At 52.2% G+C, this 22,715-nt stretch carries 11 protein-coding genes; 9 read left to right on the forward strand and 2 right to left on the reverse strand.

Translation table 11 applies throughout. From position 1 onward, the window contains the following. Nucleotides 1-4: 4 nt before the first annotated feature. Nucleotides 5-427 carry an SRPBCC family protein gene (locus L6H65_RS07995; protein ID WP_236339972.1) on the reverse strand — a complete coding sequence of 141 codons (423 nt, stop codon included), beginning with the start codon at nt 425-427 and terminating at the stop codon, nt 5-7. Between the two features lie 2 nt (nt 428-429). Further along, nucleotides 430-753, reverse strand: coding sequence for an ArsR/SmtB family transcription factor (locus tag L6H65_RS08000; RefSeq protein ID WP_236339973.1), 324 nt, complete (start codon nt 751-753; stop codon nt 430-432). 483 nt (nt 754-1,236) lie between these two features. Here L6H65_RS08000 and L6H65_RS08005 point away from each other — a divergent pair, with 483 nt between their 5' ends. The 9 genes from L6H65_RS08005 (at nt 1,237) to L6H65_RS08045 (ending at nt 22,708) form a co-directional block, all read left to right on the forward strand. Beyond that, nucleotides 1,237-3,174 (forward strand): acyltransferase domain-containing protein, encoded by a 1,938-nt coding sequence (locus L6H65_RS08005; RefSeq protein WP_236339974.1) that lies wholly within the window; start codon nt 1,237-1,239, stop codon nt 3,172-3,174. Beyond that, the gene (locus tag L6H65_RS08010; protein ID WP_236339975.1) at nt 3,171-9,188 is read left to right on the forward strand and encodes an SDR family oxidoreductase; all 6,018 of its coding nucleotides are present in this window, start codon (nt 3,171-3,173) and stop codon (nt 9,186-9,188) included. The genes L6H65_RS08005 and L6H65_RS08010 overlap by 4 nt, the downstream gene beginning before the upstream one ends. Nucleotides 9,189-9,193: 5 nt before the next feature. Continuing rightward, nucleotides 9,194-10,543, forward strand: coding sequence for a cytochrome P450 (locus tag L6H65_RS08015; RefSeq protein ID WP_236339976.1), 1,350 nt, complete (start codon nt 9,194-9,196; stop codon nt 10,541-10,543). Nucleotides 10,544-10,583: 40 nt separating this feature from the next. Further along, on the forward strand, nt 10,584-11,945 hold the full coding sequence (locus L6H65_RS08020) for a cytochrome P450 (protein ID WP_236339977.1): 1,362 nt from the start codon (nt 10,584-10,586) through the stop codon (nt 11,943-11,945). Between the two features lie 12 nt (nt 11,946-11,957). After that, nucleotides 11,958-14,501 (forward strand): KR domain-containing protein, encoded by a 2,544-nt coding sequence (locus L6H65_RS08025; RefSeq protein ID WP_236339978.1) that lies wholly within the window; start codon nt 11,958-11,960, stop codon nt 14,499-14,501. Next, nucleotides 14,464-16,578 (forward strand): hypothetical protein, encoded by a 2,115-nt coding sequence (locus L6H65_RS08030; protein WP_236339979.1) that lies wholly within the window; start codon nt 14,464-14,466, stop codon nt 16,576-16,578. Before L6H65_RS08025 ends, L6H65_RS08030 begins: the two co-directional genes overlap by 38 nt. A gap of 451 nt (nt 16,579-17,029) precedes the next feature. Beyond that, nucleotides 17,030-18,478, forward strand: a complete 1,449-nt coding sequence (locus L6H65_RS08035) for a hypothetical protein (RefSeq protein WP_236339980.1) — start codon at nt 17,030-17,032, stop codon at nt 18,476-18,478. Nucleotides 18,479-18,494: 16 nt separating this feature from the next. Then, nucleotides 18,495-19,625 carry a dTDP-4-amino-4,6-dideoxygalactose transaminase gene (gene rffA / locus L6H65_RS08040; protein ID WP_236339981.1) on the forward strand — a complete coding sequence of 377 codons (1,131 nt, stop codon included), beginning with the start codon at nt 18,495-18,497 and terminating at the stop codon, nt 19,623-19,625. Between the two features lie 77 nt (nt 19,626-19,702). After that, a complete protein-coding gene (locus tag L6H65_RS08045; RefSeq protein WP_236339982.1) occupies nt 19,703-22,708 on the forward strand; it encodes a sulfotransferase in 3,006 nt (1,001 codons plus the stop codon). Nucleotides 22,709-22,715 lie beyond the last annotated feature (7 nt).

The following is a 22,715-nucleotide window of genomic DNA, read 5'->3' on the forward strand; positions in this document are numbered from 1 at the left end:
GCAGTTATTGTGCCAATACCTTGTCCAGATCGCCGCACCATTTGCTCCAGCCATATTTAGCGCCTTCAAGACCATGAACATTGGAGAATCCAGTTTGATCGAGATGAAGGTTAACCTTGCCGTCTCCTAAATCCTGCAGCGTCCAGGTGACTGTGTGCTTCTCCTCTCCACTGGCCCAAGTGTAGGAGATCCGGTTAGGTGCGTCCACGGTAAGCACTTCTCCGTCAATAATGCCATCCCAATATTCGGACGGCTGCGTGCGAAACTGAAACCGGTGTCCTACGACGGGCTCAAAATCATTATCCATCCCCTCGCCGGTATGGATGTTGGCCACCCACTTGGCAAGCTTGCTTGAATCGGTTAAGGCGGACCAAAGCTTCTCGATCGTTGTCGTGTACTGAAAATCCAGGGATAATGCTAAACTCATTGTTATTCCTCCTCTAATAGTTGGTTCAAGCGCAATAAATTTGTACCCCAGAACTTGTTGTAGATTGCCAACCAATCCTCAATTTCTCTGAGTGGAGAGGCGTTCAGCCTGAATCGCGTTTCTCTGCCGACCCTTCGGTCAAGTACCAGTCCGGCCTCTCTAAGGATTGTCAGATGCTTGGATACCGCTGTACGACCCATTGGAAACTGCGCCGTTAACTCATGGAGCGGTATCTCCTCTGCCTCAGCTAACAGACGAATCAATCGGCGTCTAGTGGGATCTGCAATCGCGTGAAACACATCCCGCAACTGGTTGTTCTCGCTCATCGCACCCCCTCCAACCTATTATTTTCTGTATAGTAAAAATCTATTGATGGTACGAAGGGACAGCCGTTAATTTCACCACCACCTCACCCTCGTCCCAAAGGACTAACTCCTAATACGACACCATTTGGTGTTGCTTTGATAATACGACACCATTTGGTGTCATGTCAACAACATCTTTTAGCTCCCGCATGAAAACCGAAGTCAGCGAATTTAGTTCATTATAAGCATTGACATAGGAACATGTGTTCTGTATTATTTGTGGTAAATAAAGTAAGTGGAGGGTTGCGATAAAGATGGAAATTCAGAAATAAGGAGGTTCATTGAGACGGTTTTTGGAGCATGCGTTTCGGCTAATTATGAATTCATTAGGTTATACATTTTGTATTGTAGTCACCTGCAAAAAAATGTGTATAATTATGCTTTGAATAAAACTTTTGTATAAATCGCACTATTTTTACTAGATTTAAAGAGGAGGGGTTATTATTGCCACACCGATTTGCCGTATTATTTCCCGGACAGGGGGCCTATTATGAAGGCGCGTTAAGCGAGATTAGGAAATTCTATTCCGAGGTTGACGAGGTATTCTCGGAGATAGACGAAGTCACTCGGCTTATGCTGGGAAGCTCGGTATCCGATGTGATCTTCGAATCTCGCAAACGGGACATCCAAGAGATGTTGACGAATCACGGAGATCTGCTTCAGGCAGCACTGTACGGCATTGCAGTAGCCAGTTATCGAATTATGGAAGCCCGAGGATTTCAACCGGCCGTCCTGGTCGGACATAGCTTTGGCGAGATCGCTGCGCTCGTCTGTTCCGGCGCTTTCACCGTTCGTCAAGGTGCGGAGATTGTCTGCCATCGCATCCATGCATTGAAGCAGCTTGGGAACGTGAACGGCAGGATGGCCGCCTTGAACACGGATGCGGAGCATGCCGGTCACCTGGTGGCGCTGCTGCGTAATGAATACACCGTCATTTCCGTGGAAAACCACCGCAAGCAGGTTGTCATTTCCGGCCTTGAAGAACAAATCAGCATCATCCAGAAGCTCAGTGAAGCAATTAAGCTCCGCACAACGATTCTCGACTCCCCGTATCCTTTTCATAATCCGTTGCTGCAGCCTGCTGTTCATTACTTTAGCGAACGAATGGGGTCCATTCAACGTCATCAAGCTTCTCTTCGCACACCGGTATATTCCCCGATTCTCGGACGCTACTACACCGATGACGACAAGCTGACAAGCTGTCTTGCCGAGCATTTGATTGAACCGGTGCAGTTCCCCGCAGCGATTCAAAGCCTCTACGCCGAAGGGATTCGTGCTTTCGTGGAGTGCGGCGCGAAAGACACGCTCAGCAATCTTGTTGCTAATATTCTCTACAACGAAGGGGAAGTTCATGTTGTACCTTGTTTACTTCCTAACCCCTCAGAATACGAATCCTTCCAGCAAGCATTAGATAACATTGAGAAATTAGGAGGTTTGCAAGCGATGAATCAACTGCCGAATGAAGAGCGGCTTGTGGAGTTGTTCTGGACAACCCGAGGGCCGGAAATTCAACGTTATATCCGAGAAGAGCTCAAGCGCTTCCTGCATAAACAGTCCGCTTCGGAGAAAGGACAAGGTGCGCCTCAGGCAGCCGAACATTCGAGCCCATCAAGTGATCGTTCGATCTCCTCAAGCAATCAATCGAACCCATCTAACGATCATTTGATCGCGACGGCAACGGCAATGGAAACCGCAACAGCAACAGCAACCACAACCACAACCGCAACGAATCAATCTCGTGCCGTCCCCGTTAGCCGCGAGCAGCTTTTGCAGGATGTCATCGCGATCTATGCGTCCGAGCTGGAATATCCCGAGGAAGTGTTCGAGGAGCATGTGGCATTGGAAGCGGAGCTCGGCGTAGATTCCGTGAAACAAACGGAGCTCATGGCACGAGTGAGCCAGAAATTCGAGCTGCCTCCGCTGCCTGCGAACTTCCGGATGAGCGAGGTTCAAACGTTGGGCGCCATCGTTGATTTTATTCATGCTGTATTGACGGAAGGAGCTGCGGACAACCGTGGCCCATCGAAGGAAGCTCCGGTCTTCGTCACGGCTGCTTCGGCTCCCGTCGTCGCGGATACGCCGGTTACGGTCGTCACGGATGCGCCAGCTACGGTCGCCACGCGAGACACGTTGCTTCGGGAACTGGTTGCGATCTATGCGGAAGCTTTGGAATACCCGGAGGAAGTGTTTACCGAGGACGCTGCGTTGGAAGCGGAGCTTGGGGTGGATTCGGTGAAACAGACCGAATTGATGGCGCGAATTAGCGAGCAATACGGGTTGCCGGAGCGCCCGCTCAATTTCCGTCTGAGTGATTATCCAACGCTTGGGAAAATCGCCGATTTCGTTTTTCAGGAGCAAGGCAAGGAGGCTGTATTGGTATGACCGATTTGCATGGCAAGCTGGCGCTGGTAACCGGAGGAGCCAAAGGCGTGGGGAAAATCATTGCCCGCAAGCTTGCCGAACGAGGAGCGCACGTCCTGATCAACTTCTTCCATTCGCTTGATGAAGCCAAACAAACGAAGCTTGAATTGGAAGCGCTGGGCGCCAAAGTCGATCTGATAAGGGGATCCGTAGCCATCGAGCAGCAAGTGGACAAGATGTTCGACCACATAGAGAAGGAATACGGCTATTTGGATATTCTGGTCAATAATGCGGCCTCAGGGACGTTCACAACGTTGGACGAAGCGGACGACGAAGCATTCGACCGTTCCTTAAACACCAATTTGAAGGGCAGCCTATGGTGTGCGCGCCGCGCAGCAAAGCTGATGGAGAAGCGCGGAGGGGGAAGCATCGTCAATCTCTCTTCGACGGGTTCCACGCAGGTGGCGGCAGACTATGTGACGGTCGGAACATCGAAGGCGGCGCTAGAGTCGTTAACGCGGTATTTGGCATACGAATACGGCCCTTATGGAATTCGCGTCAATACGGCTTCCGCCAATCTTCTCGATAACGCCGTTGCGCGCAGATTTCCGCGGTTCGAAGAGATGCGCGAGCGTATTATCGCCGCAACGCCGCTAGGACGGATCGGTACGGAAGAGGATTTGGCAGATTTGGTTCTGTTCTTGGCGTCGGACCAATCCCGGTTCATATCGGGTCAAATGATCCTGACGGATGGAGGCATGTCCTCCGGCGGCTATATTCTTTCTCCGCGAAATACGGAGGCTGCTGTCGCTAAGGCGTTAGAAGCTCCCGCGGACATCCAGCAGGATTCCACAGCTGCAGACATCCAGGGAGAGACCATAGCTGCGGATACGACCACGGCCACGGAAATCGAAGAAGAAGACGGTGATGCGATTGCGATCGTGGGCATGGGAATGGTTGCACCGGGCGCCAATGATTCGGAAGAATTTTGGCAGGTGTTGATGGATGGAAAAAGCATGTTCCGCTACATTCCCAGCGACCGGTGGGAAAACCTGTCCTTTTTCTCGAACGATGCAAGCGCGGAAGACAAGTCTTATCAGAACACATCGGGTTTTATTACCGATTTTGTTCCCGCTCGTGCGCTGCAGGAAGAAGGAGGCGCGGAGCTGGGCAGCCGTGAGCTGACCACGGTGTGGCTTCGCCATTCGCTGTATCAAGCACTGGAGGGCGTCAAACGCCGGAATACGGATAAGCACTCTTTTGTCGTCGGTTATACGCCGGATGGAAATCAGAATTTGGAAGAATCCATGGTGATCAACAGCACGATGCATCATCTGGCGAACGTAATGGGACAGGTGGGAGGTTCTGCGGAAGAGAAGAAGGCGTTCATCGAACAGGCTTCCGAGGTGCTAGAGCAGGAGTATGCTCGCGGGGCACTTGATGTCTCCGAGCTGTTATCTCATCGGGTAGGCGAGCTTGCGATGCAGGACATTTTGCCGGAGGGTACGGAGCTGTTGATGGTGGATACGGCCTGCTCCTCTTCTTTGTATGCGATCGATATCGGAATGAAAGGACTGCTGTCCGGCAAGCACGACATTGCCGTTTGCGGCGGATCGTTCGCCTTGGGGCCCAGAAGCTCTGTATTGTTCTCGAAGCTGCACGGGCTGTCTACAAGCGGGCAAGTGCGCCCGCTGGACAAGGCGGCGGACGGCGTTCTATTCTCCGACGGCGCAGGCGTCGTTGTGCTGAAGAGGCTTAGCCGGGCGAAGTCGGACGGGGACAACATCCTTGCGGTCGTCAAGGCGGTAGGCACTTCTTCGGATGGCAAAGGGAAAGCCATTTATGCGCCGAGTCCAGACGGTCAGGGCATCGCAATCGACCGCGCGCTGTTGCAGCAGGACGTTAACCTGGAGGATATCGACTGGGTCGTTGCCCACGCAACGGGAACGCCCGCTGGCGATTTGACGGAGTTCACTTCCTTGAGAGAGCACTTGATGTCGGACAAACCGATCTGTGTTACGTCCAATAAGTCGTTAATCGGGCATACCGGCTGGGCAGCGGGCGTCATCTCGGTTATCCAGGTGCTGCTCGGGTTGCAAAAAGGATTGATTCCTCCCCAATATCAATACGAATCTTCGCCTGAGCTCTTTGGGGTGGAGACTTCCAATCTGATCATTCCGAAACAGCCTGTCGCTTGGAAAACACAGCCGGATTCCAGACGTAACGCTGCCATATCAGGGTTTGGCTTTGGGGGAACGAACGCCCATATGATCGTCGAAGAATACAAGGAGACGGATCGTTACGCAACGAAATCGGCATCTGCTCCGAAGGAGCGAATTGCGATCGTCGGCTGGTCGGCGCATGTGCCGGGACTATCGGGTGACGAGCAAATCGAAGCCTGGGTCAAAGGGCAAGGGGCCGCGCCAGGGGTATCGTTCGGCGAGCATTATCCGCTGCCGCCCTTCCAAAAGGTAAAGATGCCGCCGAAGACGCTTCGTACGCTGGACCGATGCCAATTGATGGTGCTTGAGTGCTCGCACCAGCTTCGCGATAAGCTAGGCGACTTCTGGGAGCAGCACCGTAGAGAAACCGGCGTGATCTTGGGCCATATGGGACTGACAAGGCACTCCACGCTGTATGGCATGCGCTGCTATCTGGACGATATCAAGAGCAAGCTCGGCGCGAGGGTGGCTTCGAGGCTGACGAATTCGGTACTGGAGCAGTTGGAGGCGGAGGTCAAACGGCTGGTCGTCGAATCCAATGAGGATTCTTTCCCAGGCATTATGCCAAACGTCATTCCGGCAAGGGTCGCGAATTATTTCGATCTGAAAGGCTGCAATATGGCCATCGATACCGGATTCGAATCGACGTTCAGCGCAATCGAGATTGCGAGCCGATATCTCCGCAGCGGTGAACTGACCATGGCGCTGGTGGGAGGCGTGCACGGCAATACGACGCCAGAGATGATCCAAGCGATGCGAGAGCATTTGAACTTGCCGGATTTGGCCTTGGCCGAAGGCTGTTTCATGTTCGCGTTGGTTCGAGAGAGCTCCGTACTGGAGACGGGGCTTCCCGTTCTCGGCTATTTGGATGACGATCTTGAACAGGAGATCGACCGCTCAAGTGCAACGGTGGATTGCGGAATCGGGAACCGAGCCGGGAACTACTTGGGAGCTGAGGGGGCCGTTGGCCTGCTGAAGGCGATTGTGCGCAAGAGCAGGAACGGTCAAGTCGACGTCCTTTGCCACTTGGATAACCAAGCTGAGGCGGCAAGACTTCGCCTGACCGGCGGGCAGCAGGGGGCGGCCATTATCGAAGACCGTCAAGCTGACTCTGTTCCCGTTCGGACGGAGGAAGCAAGAATTCCGTCCGCTTTCTTCGACGAGGAGAACTGGGCGAACGGGCAGCCGCTGGAGCTGCAGCGTTACGCGGCAAGTTTGGCTCCGGTTAAGGCGGAAATCATCAGGGATCGGGAGCCGTTCATCGCTCCTGATACTTGCATCGTTACCGATCGTCCCGAACTGGCGGCCGTTTATGCGAATCAAGCGTCCATCGTGTTGTCCTTGTCGCCTGTGCCGGCCCCTGCCCGCAACGTACACTACTTGGCGGAGCTTAGCGAAGAGACCGTGTCGAAACTGCTTCAGCAATTGGAACGAAAGCCTTCGCACATTCGGGTCCTATCGAATCTCTCCTTGTCGGCGCCGGTATCGGATTGTCTGCATCAAGAACCGAAATCGCTTGTTAGGCTTCATGATTTGACTTTCCTTGCGTTGAAATGCTGCTTCGACCGCATGCAGCAGGGAAACAGCTCACTCGTTGCCCTATTTCTTGAGGCGCTTCCTTTCGGGCAGCTGCATCCATACAGCGGCTTGTTCTCCGGCTTGATCAAGAGCGCGGCGCTGGAGCTTCCGGATAGCCGCATCTATGCCGTATACTCCGATGCGAATGGGATCGAATCGGCGGTTCGGCAGGCGGAGGAGGAGAGTCGCCTGAAGCAGCTTCTTCCGATTGCGGTATATGCGAATGGTCAGCGGAAGACACCCATCGTGGAACCGATACCGGGCATCTTGCCCCAGGATGGCCTATCGTCCATCAGCTCGGAATCCTTGGTCGTTGCGACTGCGGGAGCAAGAGGCATTACAGCGGAGCTTATGAAAGCGGTCGCCCGTCACTTCCGTCCGCATATGGTCATAATCGGCCGCAACAAGCTGGACGGCTATCCGAAGGAAACGTTCGAAGGCACCGACGAAGTCTTCGGAGCGCGCCGCAAGGCATATCTTAGCGAACAAAAGCTGCTGCACAAAGCCAAATCGATCGGCCAGTTGAACAAGGAGTTCGACCGCTTGCTTGAAGCGCGCCAAACGTACCGCAACATACGCGAAATGGAGCAATTGTGCGGAGAAGGCAAGGTTCGTTACCTTGCATGCGATGTCTTAGACCGCCAAGCGCTGGCGGAAGCGTTCGAAGAGATTCAGCGGATCTACAAGCGGCCGATTGACTTGCTGGTCAACGCTGCGGGATTGAACCGGTCGGCTGCGACGCCTGCCAAGCAGCTCAGCGATTTCCAAGCGATTCGCGACATTAAGATTCAAGGCTATCTTAATTTGAAGCATGTCCTTATGGGAAAACCTCCTGGGATGTGGTGCAACTTCGGCTCCTTCATCGGATTAACCGGACAGCTTGGCGAGACGGATTATGCGGCGGCCAACAACTTCTTGTCGACGGCGGCAGCCTACGTGCGGCAGACCGAAGGAACGGACGAGTTCACGATCGGCTGGACCTTGTGGAAGAGCGTAGGTCTTGGAGCGAATCCGCTCACGAAAGCGTTTCTGGAGAAAAGCGCGTTATTCACGAGCATGGGCACAGAAGAGGGCATCCATCACTTTATTCGGGAAATCAGCATGGCAACGCGCGATGCCGCGACGTTCCATCTGGGTGATGCCGAGAAGAACGCGATCACTCGCGTCATTCCAAACTTCTTCGAGGCTTGCTCGCAGGCTGCCCAAAGCCAGAGGACGGGAGGAGCCGAGGGGTCAACTGCAGCTGCAGCTTGCGTAGAGCGAGGGACCTTTTATCTTGGTCAAGAAAAGAGCAGAACTGCCAAGGAGGTCCATTTCGAACGCATCTTTGATTTGGATAAGGACGCCTATTTGCAGCATCATGTCGTGAACGGCCATGCAACTTTGCCGGGTACATTCGTTCCAGAGCTTGCGGCAGAAGCGGCGAAGAGCCTGCTCCCGGAGCTGCATGTGATCGCGTTCGAGGATGTCGTGTTCCACCATTTCCTTCGCGTATATGATGCAAGCAAACCGGCGAAGAAGAAAATTCAAGCTAAAGTGCTGCATCGCGGTTCGAATCAGACGCTCATTCAAGTCAAGATCATGACCGATCTCGTCAGTCCAAGCGGCATTATGCTGCAACGGGACAAGCTGCATTTCGAAGCGAAGGTGGTCATGAGTTCCGAGGTGCCTGCCGCGCCTTACTGGAAGCACTGGGATCACGCAGGAGAGCTGTATCTTCCAGATCCCTACCATTTCGAGAAGGCGCCGGTATTGCTGACGGATATGTTCGTATCGACGGCCAACACAAGGCAGCACCCCCTTGGAAAAAGGGCGGTCTATCGGCTCGGAGTCGATCACGATGATCCGATCTTCTCCAGCTTCCTGGTCCCTAGCATCATGTTGGACGGGCTTGCACGCGTAGCGGTGCTCGGCTTGGTCGAAGGGGACTATCTGCCGCTTGCGGCTCCTGCGAGCATTCGCAGAATCGATCTGTACGAATCCAAGAGCGATTGCGCCTTGGCCAAGGAATATGCGGGGATCGACTTGTACGCAACGCCGCGCCATATCGATTTGGAGAGCGACGGCAGCAATCGGTTCGTAGCCGTCAAGCCGGATGGAGGCATCCTGCTGCAAATGCACGATGTAGCGGGAACCGTGCTTGGTTATGTACATCAAACGACAGGCGAGTTCGTATCGTTGCAGGAGATGGACCTTCTGCGGCAAACCCGAGCTCGGCTCGTCATGACGAGGTGATCGGAATGAGTAATCAATTGCACAATCCCATTGGCAACAATCCAGCAGGTCCTAAGGAACGGTCTATGCTGGGGAGCTTGACGGCATTTCGGCGGAATCCTACCGGTATGCTCATCGACTATTGGCAACGGTACGGCGATCTGTACCGCATGCGTCTGGGTCCGTACCCCGTTTATGTCGTAACCCATCCGGACCATGCCCAGCATGTGCTGGTGGACAATCATAATAACTATAGCCGGGGCAAATTTTTCAAAAACTTCGAACGCATCATCGGCAAGGGTCTTGTTTCGATTGAAGGCGAGGAGTGGAAGAAGCATCGGCGCACGATGCAGCCTTCGTTCCAACGAAACTATGTCACGAATTATGCGGAGGCCGCGATTCAAGGCGCTCTGCGAATGCTGGAGACGTGGGACCTTAATGCGAAAGATGACCGGCCATTCGATGCGGCGTTCGACTTGTTTCAGCTCGTGCTGACGACGTTCGGCCAATCGCTCTATAGCACCGATTTGAGCCCATATGCGGACGATTTCATTCCTTATGCCCACGAAGGTTCTCTGCAGCTTATCCAGAACGTGCTGCTGCCAGAATGGGTTCCTACGCCGAAAAATTTGCAATTGAAGGAAGTCCGCCGCTTGTTCGACCGAATGGTTGCGGGCGTTATCAGGGAGCACCAAGGCGCGAATAGCGGAGCGAGGGATGTCGTCTCGGCGCTCTTGGCGCAACAGTCGAACGGCAGCCTGACCTTGGAGCAGGTTCATTACGAGCTGCTGACACTGCTGTTCGTTGGAACGGATACGACCACGGCTGCGCTTAGCTGGGCGATGTATGTCCTCTCCGTCTACCCGGAGGTGCAGCAGCGGATGTACGAGGAAGCCCGTGACGTATTGAATGGCCGGACTCCTACTGTCGATGATCTGCCCGAACTGGAATACACGAAGCGGGTCATCCAGGAAGTGCTGCGTTTGTATCCGCCGGTATGGATACTAACTCGTGACCCGATCGAAGACGACATGATCGGAGGGTGCAGAATTCCGGCAGGCTCTACGGTGATGGTGAACCCTTACCTGGTACATCGCCATCCGGCATTTTGGGAAAATCCGGAAGCGTTCAACCCGGACCGCTTCCTGGAGCCACAGATAAAAGAACAGCATCGATGCGCCTTTATCCCATTCGGAGCAGGCCAGCATCAATGCATCGGCATGCATTCCGCCATGCAGCAAATGCACCTTACGCTGCCGATGATCGTACAACGATTCCGAGTCCATATGGAACCGAGCGGAACGGTTGCCCCAAGCCCATCATTAACGCTCCATCCTAACCACGGGCTTCGCGTGCGGCTGCAGCGCAGAGGGTAAGCGGCCATGTGCCATAGAACTCATTCTAGGAGAGATCACGATGTTAAATGAGACCAATGTGCGGCTGGAGCCGCCTGGACCGGCCACTCGATCCCTGTTCGGCAGCTTGAATGCTTTTCGCCGCAATCCTTATGCGCTGATGACGGACGCTTGGAACGAGTACGGGGATTTGGTGCGTTTTCGCTTCGGCAATGTGTACAGCTATCTTCCAGTGCACCCGGAATATCTCAAGCATATTTTGCAAGACAACCATCAGAATTATACCCGTGGCAGGCTGTACAAAACGTTTGAACGCTTTTTCGGCAAAGGATTGCTCACCAATGATGGGGATACCTGGCTGAAGAACCGCCGCCTGCTGCAGCCGGCTTTTCGGCCCCAAAGCATAGACAGCTATACACAGACGATTACCGAAAGCACTGAAATTATGCTGCAGCAGTGGGATTCAATCGCAGAGCAGCAGCAAGTTGTAGACGGGCATGTCGAAATGGTCCAACTGGTACTGCGCCAGTTGGGATGCATGGTATTCAACCATGATCTGAGTATTTACTCAAAGGATATCGTTCCTGCGATACAGTCCGGCGTGGCTTCGTTGATCCAGGATATTGGATCCCTCAACGAATTGGTTCCCAAGTGGGTTCCTACACCTTACCATCGCAAGACGCGCAAGGTGAAGCGCCATTTGGTGACGATCGTGCAGCGGGTCATCGACGAGCATAAGAGCGGCAAGATCGAGGGCAATGATGTCGTCGCCATGCTCTTGAAGGAACAGGCGGAGAATCGGCTGAACGATCAGGAAGTATTCGATGAGGTGACGACGATTTTTCTAGCGGGGCACGATACGACTGCGGCCGTATTCACTTGGATCCTGTACGCCTTGTCCGCACATCCCGATGTCCGGCGGCAGCTGGAAGAGGAAGTGGATCTTGTATTGGGCGACCGAGTGCCTGTGATGGAGGATGTGAGCAAGCTTCCTTATACGCGGATGGCCATTATGGAAGCGCTCAGGCTGTATCCGCCTGTGTGGGGATTCCCACGGGATGCGATCGAAGAGGATGAGCTAGGTCAATATCACATTCCAGGCGGTTCGTCGATGATCGTTTCGCCGTACATGATGCATCGGCATCCCGAATTTTGGGACAATCCCGAAGGCTTTAATCCGGAGCGGTTCAGTTCGGGCTGGGAGAAACGCCAGCACAAATTTGCCTATATGCCGTTCGGGCACGGGCCTCGCCAATGCGTCGGGATGAACGTTGCCATGCATCAGCTCATGTTGTCGATTCCGATGATCGTCCGGCGCTATCAGGTCGATCTGGCTCCGAATTCATTCGTCGCTCCGGCTAATACCGCCATCTTGCATCCGCACCATGGGCTCAAAATTCGGATTAAAAGAAGAAAGCCGTAGGCGGCAAGGAAGGTGAGTTTGATCCATATACAACCTAATCACAGCATGAATCCGATCGATCCGCCGGTCATTTCCTATCCGGAGGACGGTTCGATTCTGCCTGTCAAACGATACGAATGGCGGCCAATCGAGCTTGCTTCGGCAGAGCCGCAGCCGGCAGCATTGGTCGGCAAAAAAATACTGCTCATCGGCGGCGCTTCGGAAGACATCACACGTGTCGCGAATAGCCTGCACGCTTATGGCGCATATGTTTATCATTATGATCTCATCGAGGATATGGATGATGCGCAGTTGCAGGAGCTGAAGAAGGAGATCGGCCGCTTGGACGGCATGATCGACTTCAATATGGAAGAGGCCTTCTCCTTATCTGATGGTCACCAATGGGAGTCTGCATTCGCCCGTACGTTCCGCGTAATACGCGCTTTCTACCAGGAATGGGCGGAAGAAACCGATGCCAGAAGGCTGTTCTATATTGCGGTGACGCAAATGGGCGGCAAAATGGGGTACGGGGAATCATCGTTGAAGCAGCCGCTAGGCGGCATCTGGGCCGGGCTTGCGAAGAGCCTGCCAAGGGAAATCCCCAATTGCAATGCCAAAGTTATCGACGTTGGACCGCTAGATAAGACGGAGCTCGGCCGGTTGCTTGTCCATGAGCTCTACAATTGGGGGGTATTCGAGGTCGGCTATCAGGAGGGCGTTCGCTACGGCTTGTATGCGGAGCACGCGCCGCTTCATAGTCCCGTTCTGAGCTTGGACGAGCATGACACCGTGCTCATCTCGGGCGGCTCCAGGGGCATCGGATTCGCGCTGGCGCAGCAATTGGCCCGCCATCATGGATGCCGCGTGGTCGTGACAGGCAGAGACGCATTGCCGTCAGACGATGAACAATATGTTGCGTTTACGGAAGACCAGTTCAAGAGATTTCAATATGACCGATTGCGGAGCATCGCGCAAGGAGAAAGCGTCGCGGTCCTGCGGAAGCAATTCGAACGGATGGATCGGCAGCGTCAGCTTGTCCGCCATATGGAGCAAGTGAAGAGCGAGGGACTGCGGATCGATTACGTTCCCTGCGATTTCACTGATGCGTATCAAGTTGCGGGGCTGGTCGAAGAGCTTGGCCCGGGCCTCTGCGGCGTCATCCACAATGCCGGCATCGAAGAGACGGTTCGTTTCAATCAGAAGCGGCTGCAGGACTGCATGGCGACGATTCGTATTAAGGTGAACGGATTTATCCATTTGGCGGGTGCGCTGCAAGGCAAGAAGCTGGCTTTCTTCTGCAGCGTTGGCTCATTGTCCGGCAGATGGGGAGGTATGGTTGGACAGATCGATTACTCTGCCGCGAATGAAGCGCTGACGCGATTGGGGTTCTGGGCATCTGCAGCATCGATTTTACCGGTTCAGACCATTTGTTGGCCGACATGGGACCGCCTTGGGCTTATTACGAATTATCGTGCCGCCTTGAAGTACGCTTCCGCCATTAATGTCGAAGAGGGCATCTACCATTGGCATAAAAATTTGCTGTCCGGCACGATCGGGGAATGCATCTATATGGGGAAGGTAGGGAAAGCGCTCGTCCCGATGCAGGTCAACGGCTTTCTGCCTTGCTCCATTATCGAAGCGCCGGGTATTGAACGTATCCATTCCCAAGTGTTTTTTCTCGGCGAGGTCATGCATTTCCGCTTGTTCCATTCCATTCACAGCATAAGCCGCATTGATCGCCGAACAGCGGCTTTCGTGGACGATGTGCGGCTCGACGGAGAACCGATGATTCCGGTCAGCGTGCTGCTGGAATACGGCATATCGTTAGCCGAATGGGTCGTTCCCGAAGGTTGGCTGGATATGCAGCTGGCTTCGCTGAACCAAGTGCGCTTCAACCTGCAAGCTCTATGCTTCGGTAAGGAAGAGGAGCCATTTGTTCTGGAGAAGAAAGCGACGGGCCAGTGGAACGGGGATCAGTGGATCGTGAACGTTACGCTGGACAAGCCGGGGCCAGACGCCCCGATAAGGCTAGGGAGCTTCCAATTGGCATACGCCAAAATGGAGCATGCGGCACAAGCACAACAAGCGGAGCAGTTGCGCACCGACGAAATCCTGTCATCCATTCCGAGGAGGGGGTCGGATGCCCCGAGCCTGTCGTCGGCAACGTCCTGGACGTGGTCAGGGCATGTATTCTCGCATGCGCGGCCTGTTCCAGCCTCGGATGGCGGGACCCGGTTAGAAGTACCCGATTGTCCGAGCTCCAGGTTATGGACGGTGCCGCATCTGCCCGGCTTGCAGTTGCCTGTAAACGTATTGGAGAATATGCTCCGCGCTGCATGGCTAAGCTGGCAAAGCAACCCGACTGCCGCCCGCGAACAACTTTCCCAGCTATCGATAAGCTGCATTCGCCTCTGGCCGACATCCGATTCCAGACATTATATGTCGGGTGGTGACCAGTATTGGTATGCGGCGAACGAAGTCGGGCAAGGCATCGTCTGCATGGAGCATATTACCTTCCTTGGGAGTGACAGTGGCAGCTATGAGGAAGAACGAACCTTTGTTTCAAGCGTTCGCTAAGAAGGCGCTCCGTGATGACACGGCACGCTTCAGCGTGGAATGCGCCTACCCTGGCCCGGCGCTTTATGGGGAAACCTCGCTCCTGGCAGGGTGCATATTCACGGTGGCGCAGCTCCTGCACCATTATGCGGATCTTCTGGCATGCGAATGGGACAATCGCATGTATGCTCGCGATCTGGCGAGCAGCGTGCTATCCGGCCAATCGGGCGCATCGCCGCATGGGCCGGATGGGCCAATCGGCCGCATCACCATCGAGCCAAGCGCGGATATGTTCGCTGATTTGGCTGCCTACGTTCGGGCGTATGAGCGGGCATTAGAGGAGCGCAGGCAGCGCTGCGCCCAGTTATTTGCGCGTTCGGGTTATGATGCTGCCCTTCAGGCGCACATCAGACGTCGGGAGAAGGCTCTGCCCGCGTACCAGCGCCAGATGAGCCTTCTTCAATCGCTTAGACCGGGCCGGCATGGGGATGTCCCAGTTCCGATTTCGGTCGACAAGCTTAACATTGCCGTTTGGAAAGGGAACCGTTACGTACTCATCCCTGTATATGTGCCAGATCAGGGGAGGGCAACGGGTTCATACCGAATGATTTCGAAGGAAGAAATTCGCGGTTATGCGGAATATATCGGCGAGTTGCCTGATGAAGGACCTGTATCGCTCAATCCGTCCCTTCCGCGAATACTGCGGCGCTATCAGCATGATGTTCGGAAGCGGTACAGTCCAGAGGTGCTAGATAAGCTTGAGGTGCTGGCTAGCGCCCCTGTTGTGATCAATTGGAATATCCATGATGCTTCACGGAATCTCAGTTCGATAAGGCAGACGCAGCGAGGAGGCAATGATCAGCCGCTTACTTTGATCCGTACCGAGCGGGGGATGGTATTCGACTTTTCCCATATTCTATTCGATGGACTATGGGCTTCCAGGGTTGCGCATTATATTGCGAATTTCACCATTTCGATCACCAAGGGGCTCGACGAGCTGGAGGATACTGTTGTTGCTTCTGCAAAGGCGCCGTCGTTTCTCGATGCGCCAGCTGACCGTCAAGAGGATTCTCACCCACTTGCTGTGTTAGCTGCACGTCCCGATAGGGTGCAAACCGTCCAGCTAGAACGGGATGCTGATAACAAGGAGCGGGAGGCGCCCCATACGGATAAGTTGGTCCACGAGGTGTCCGCCGAGCTTGGCGGCATTGCGTTGAAGTCGATCACGACTCCCCTCCAGCTTATGAATCAGCAGGGTATCAAAATAACGATCAATGACCTGCTCCTGCTAGCGAGGCTGCTGCACGCCAAAACCTATAGGCCCAGTATGGATGTCGAGCAAGCGCTTGCTTGCCTTTCCGATCCTAAAGAAGCACGGTCGGCAGCTCGATTATGGCGGCAAAGGATGGAGAAGGAGCGCCAATGCCCGCCGGCGCTACTGATACCTGTTGATGTCACGGAACGTGATCCCAAGGAACGGCTGTATATGACGTCCATCCGTCCTGATGATCTCCCGCAAGGCCTGTTGGAACAGCTGGCCCAACTGATCCATCTTCGATCCGCAAGACTAAATTCGTTTCCAACGATCATGACGGGAATCAATGAACGGTTAGCGGAGGCAGGCCTTATTTTTCGAAAGAAGTTTCATTTGGCCCTTCAAGGCAAGAGCTTTAGTACCAAAGCCAGCCGCTTGTTCGTGGCAAGCCCATATCCTATGCGAGACGCGGGAGATTGGGTAACGGAGCAGGTAAAGGGGCTGCAGACGAGGGTCAAAGGAGACGAATTGTTCTCTAGCTTGGGACAGATGCCGCCTTGGTCCACCGCGATTCGCTTTATGAGCGCAAGGAGCAAAGGGAAGACCCAACAACGGGTATGGGGGATCATGACAGATAATCGGCAGCGGCTGATGATTACGTTACGGGACTTTCACCCTCTTACAGTCATGCTGATTCGAAACGGACAAGGAAATCTGGCAGCGTCCATCCTGCAAGATTATTTAAATTCTTTTGGGGATACGCTTCTCCTGCTTGCGCAGGGGCTGGCATCGTTATCAGAGCCATTGGGCAAGCCTCAGCTAATTGTAAATACGAAGTTGTGATATATTGTTTACCATTATAAATGGCGTTGAAGAGAAGAAATACGAGAGCTCTTATGTCCAGAGAGCAAAGGAACTGCTGAATGATTGCCATGCTATGGGGACAGAGAGGGCAATTACGATAATCCTGACTGTTTTAGCTGCTTCGCACTTATGTCCGCATCGCTATGGTATGAACAGTTTGTGATCTCCTATGAGCGCATAGGGGATTTTTTTTGTGGCAAATCGAATACCCTTCTCGCAGGATGCGACCTATATAACACTTTTCATAACACCTCTCCCTACTCATCAAGGGAATGCTATAATATAATCTATCGATCATTAACTCGTGATTGTCACTTCAAAGAGCGGATGTGCAGCTATGAACAAGATCCCGGACTGGATCTACGCAAGCGGGTTATCGTTGTTCTTGATAGGATTTACATTTATTATACAGGGCCATATTGGCATTAACTTGGCGGATGAAGGCTATCTCTGGTACGGCGCCGCTCATACATCAATTGGAGAAGTGCCATTCTTGGATTTCCAGTCCTATGATCCGGGTAGATATTATTGGGCGGCCCTCTGGTTTAAGATATTTGGAAACACTAATATACTCACGCTTAGAATTGCTGCTCTGTTATTTCTGTGGATTGGACTGACATGTGCTTTGCTTGCTGTGAGGCATGTGACTAAATCATGGGGATATTTATTGATCATAGGGACTCTCTTGATGTTATGGGTGTATCCCAGACACAAAATGTTCGATATCAGCATCAGTATGATTGCGGTGTATATGGTCATTCTCTTGCTGGACAACCCTAAGCCTGTGCGATATGTATACAGTGGAATAGTTGTAGGTCTTGCCGCTTTTTTCGGCAGTAATCATGGCTTATATGCAGGTGTCTCCGTTGCTCTTGCATCTGTGTATATCTTCTTCAAAATAGACAGAACGAATTCCGTTAAGAAAATGGGCAGCATAGGAGTCGGCATCTTGATCGGGTATTCTCCGATGCTTCTTATGTTTGCTTTTGTTCCGGGGTTTTTTAAGCGCTTTGTAGAGTTGATCATCTGGCTATTCCAATTAGGCGACACCAATATTCCTCTTCCGATTCCATGGCCATGGAGAGTTGACTTTGCGCATCTGCATACGATGGAAATCGTTAGCGGACTTATTGTGGGCTTCTTATTTCTCCTCGTACTCCTTTTTCCTGCAGCAGGGGCTATCCATAGTTTTGCTTCAAAAAAAACAAATATATATCTTGCCGCTTCGGCATTCGTAGGCATTCCGTATGCTTATGTCGCTTTTTCACGCGCCGATTTAGGGCACTTGGCTCAAGGTATTTACCCGTTGCTGCTGGGGGCTTGTTTCTGGACGTTACAGTATTTCAAGCTTAGCAGGGTTAAATGGATCTTATGTATGACCGTCATGTTGGTTGTCTCCTTCTTGTCCATAGGCAGGGTGCAACCATTATATCAACAAATACAGGCGCCTCCGAATGCTTTTGTGAAGTTCACGCAAGCGAATAATGAGCTGTGGATAGATGCATATAGCGCCAACTTAATTACAACCGTACAGCATATCCAAGATGAATATCTCAAGCAGGGTGAGAGTCTCTTTATTGCTCCGCATACGCCTACGTTGTACCCCATATTGGATCTTAAGTCGCCATTGTGGGATATTTATTTGCTGTTCCCCGAAACCGAAGATAGGCAGCACCAGCAGATTGAGGAATTAAAGCTGAACAATACAGCCTTGGTTATTCTCGGCGATAATGCGTTGGATGGAAGGGACGAGCTGCGTTTTCGGAATACGCACCCGATCCTGTGGGAATACCTGAGTAACAATTATGAGGCCATAGCGGTAGAAGCGCTGCCTCCGAATTATACTGTTCTGCGCACCTTAGAATCGACAACGAGATGAACGGAGATACGCTACAATGATCCCTTTTAACAAGCCGCTAATTACTGGAGAAGAAGATGCCTATATTCGAAAAACGATGGAAACGGGGAGGTTCGCGGGAGACGGCCCCTTTACCGAGCTTTGCAGTAGATGGTTGGAAGATACGTTAGGCTGCAGCAGGGCGCTATTAACCACATCTTGTACGCATGCGCTTGAGATGGCTGCCATCCTGTTGGATATTGCCGAAGGTGATGAGATTATTGTCCCCTCTTTTACATTCGTCTCCACAGCGAATGCTTTTGTCCTCCGTGGCGCTAAGCTCGTATTCGTAGATATTCGACCAGATACGATGAATATGAATGAGATGTTGATTGAGAAGGCTATAACGCACAGAACCAAGGCGATTGTCCCCGTTCACTATGCTGGCGTCTCCTGTGAGATGGACATGATTATGAAGCTTGCCCATCAATACAATCTAATTGTTATCGAGGATGCAGCCCACGCCTTAATGAGCAAGTATCGAGACAAATACGTGGGCACGATTGGACATCTGAGCTGCTTCAGCTTTCACGAGTCAAAAAATTACCATTGCGGCGAAGGCGGAGCATTGATTATAAATGATGTAAGATTTGTTGAACGGGCGGAGGTCATAAGGGAAAAGGGAACAAACCGAACCCGATATTTGCAAGGATCAATCGATAAATACACATGGATCGACATCGGCTCTTCATACTTATTAAGCGAGCTGAATGCGGCATTCTTGTACCCGCAATTATTATTAGCCGATTCTATTCAGGCGGATCGATTAAGAAGCTGGCACACCTACTATCATGCACTAGAGGAGTGCATGCATGACAATAAGCTTATGCTCCCAGCTATCCCTGGAGATGCGAAGCATAACGGTCATATCTTCTATGTCAAAGTTGAAAATCAAGCGGTTAGGAACGGAATAATGTCATACTTAAAGCAGAATGGGGTCTCTACGGCATTTCATTACGTACCCCTGCATAGTTCCGCCATGGGGCGAAGGTATGGAACCTTTAATGGAGCGGACATTCATACGACAACTGAAAGCGAGCGGATTGTAAGGCTCCCTATGTATTTCGGTTTGCAGCAAGAAGACATTCATTATACGGCGAGACTGATCAAGCAATATTTTTCAGTCTGAGAGTGTGTGAAGTAGAGCTATATAAGCAGGACGATTGAAAGGAACTAGCAGGTCGCTGCGCGGGAGGTACAACAACGATGAAGAACACAGCAATCATTATTCTGGGCATGCATAGAAGCGGCACCTCCTTACTAGCGAAGACAGTGAGAGCATTGGGTGTTTGTCTAGGCTCCGAGGAGCAGATGATCGGTCCGCGTGAGGACAATCCTGAGGGCTTCTGGGAGCATGCGGAGATCGTGGATATTCACGAGAAGCTGCTAGCCAGTCTATCCTCCTCTTGGGATACAACAGAACCATTGCCTGCAGAATGGTGGCAGTCTGAAGAGGCGGCTGCGAGCCGAGAGCAGCTGAAGGCTATTATTGCGAGAGATTTCTCGCAGCATCGGATATGGGGGTTCAAGGACCCGCGCACCTGTCTATTGCTGCCGTTATGGAAGCCGATCTTTGAAGAATTGAATATTGTCCCCTCATATATACTATGTTTGCGAAATCCGCTCAATGTAGCAGCCTCTCTTCAGAAGCGGGATCGGTTTACTAACGAGAAGTCCTTTGCCCTTTGGACGCTGCATGTCTTGTCCAGTCTGTACCACACTCGTGACGAGAAACGAATCATTGTAAGCTATGACCGTTTAGTTGAACAGCCTGTCGAAACGGGCAAAGCAATCAGCCATTTTCTGAATATCCCATTCGATGAAGAGGCTCGGGATAGAATGAGCTCCCTGCCTAACCGCACATTAAGGCATGGCACTTTTGCGACAAACGAAATGTTTCAGCTGCAATCGGTCCCTCCCATCGTTAAACACATTTATCAAATAGGATTGAGCGGAGAGAGGGACGAGAACGAATTAAACGGTGAAATGCTTCATGAAGCTGTACGCAGCACTTATGAGAGCTTGGTACAGTCAGCTCAACTGTTGAACCATAAGCGAGCTTATCGCATGCAAATTTATTGGGCCGGGGCCGACGCGCAGTTTACGGAAGAGAAGTCGACGTATATTACTGTTAGCGCTTCCAGGACAATGGCCTCCTATCAGATTGAGTTGAAGGAAGAGCTCGGAGCCGCTCTGCGGATAAACTTCATTAAAGAGCTTCCATATATTCAATTTTCCCGAATACTGCTTGTACAAGGAAAAGAAGAGGCAGACCTGCTGAAGAGCGGCAGCATGGAGTATGTCAATTGTCTCGCATTAAGCGATTATGATGAGGGAACGAATAAGTTGCTAGGAATAAGTGTTGGCGCGGAGCCCTACCTGTTCATAAACAACCTGCCGCCGCTGCAAGGAAGTGCGACCTTGCTCATCGACATCGATTGCTCGTTTCAGATTGATGAAGTGGTAATTAAGAGGCTTCAGCAGCAAATCGGGCGACTCCAAATGGCGGATACAGAGAAAGCGGCTCTTCGTTTGGCTGCCGATCAGGCCGAGAAGCATTCGAAAACGCAAATGGAACAGCTTCAAATGGCCAATGTAGAACAGGAAGAGACGCTCCGCTTGGTTGTCGATCAGCTTGAGAAGCAGCTGGATACGCTGGAGCTGCTCTGTCGCGATAAGGAAACGCTTGAAGCCGAGCACGGGCTTCTTAACCGGCAGCTGCATAGTAGGCAGCTTGAAATTGCGGAGCTGCAGGATCAGCTGCAAATAAAGGACCAGCTGCTGATGAATGAGCTGCTCCTGCATAGGCAGAGAGATCAGGAGATCGAACGCTATCGAAGGGAGCTTGCTTTATTCTCAGGGTCGTTGTCGTGGAGAGTTACGATACCTTTAAGGTGGCTGGGAGATGCGGCAAGACGATCTAAACGAAGTGTGAAGAGGCTGGCCAAGATTACGCTGCAATGGTATGCCGTCCAGCGGAACAGACGTAATCGCTCGGATGGTTTACCCGGCAAATTAATAGATAAGAAGTATGCGATCGTCATTTCCCATACCAATTATTTGGGATCGATGGGCGGCACGGAAAAATATATTTATGAACAGTCCTTGCATCTTGTCCGCCATGATGTAGGTGTTATTCAAATTTTCCCGGGTCAAAGCTATTCGTTGCTGGATACGAAGAACGGCGCTTACTATGGGGTCGTTGCAGACGGGCAATTTAGAGGCTTCCATGCCATCATGGATATCGTCGAATGGCTCTCTAAGCTTCATATCCAACTAACGACGCTCTATACGCACCATTTGTTGAACTGGCAAATAAGCGACTACACAACCTTATGCCGCAGCGTCCAACAGCAGCACTCTTTCTTGCACATCCTCTATATGCACGACTTTTTTACACTTTGCTCCAGCTATCATATGCAGTTTGAACCGAAATCAGCGGTTAGTATTATGCAGGTAAGCCAGCGAAGATCTTGCATTCCCGACATTGCAGCTTCGTCCGGCGGTGTAGCCCCGATTTGCTTGAGCTGCCGGCACAGTGTACAGCTCTCCGAATGGAGGCAGGCGATCCAAGCTGTATTGGCACAGGCGGATCATGTTGTAGTGCCGTCTCATTTTGTCAGAGAGACGGTTGCGGCTGTGTATGGCGATACTGTTCATCATAAATTAACGGTCAAGGGCCACCTGAATTTCACGGAACAATCCATTGTCCACAAGCCAACGCCTGTTCATCGGAAAATAAGGCTCGCTTATCTGGGCTACAGGATGGACAATAAGGGCTGGCAGCTATGGGAACGGCTGTACAAGGACAATGAGCTGAGGCAGTTATATGAATTTCATCACGTTGGCTCCCAGGAGAATTATTCCGAGCATGTTGTCATGCACCCGTATTCTTTTATAAAAGACGGGAAGATGGCCGCGCCTGATCTTCTCGCCAAGCATGACATCGATTTAGTGCTGCTATGGTCGATTGTGCCGGAGAGCTATTCGTATACGCTGCAGGAATCCATTGCTGCAGGTGTTCCTGTGCTCACATCGCCTCTAAGCGGGAATATTGCGGCTACCATCCATGCGCATCCCGAGCTGGGCAAGGTGCTGCAAGGTGAAGAACAATTGCGGGCGCTTCTGTTCAATACAGGGGAAGTCTTGGGCTATGTGTCGGGAGATCGAGCGCGATATGTGCTGGAATACAATCACTTATCATTTGATTAAGAGGAGC

It is taken from the genome of Paenibacillus plantiphilus, from assembly GCF_927798095.1.
Taxonomy (GTDB): domain Bacteria; phylum Bacillota; class Bacilli; order Paenibacillales; family Paenibacillaceae; genus Paenibacillus_Z; species Paenibacillus_Z plantiphilus.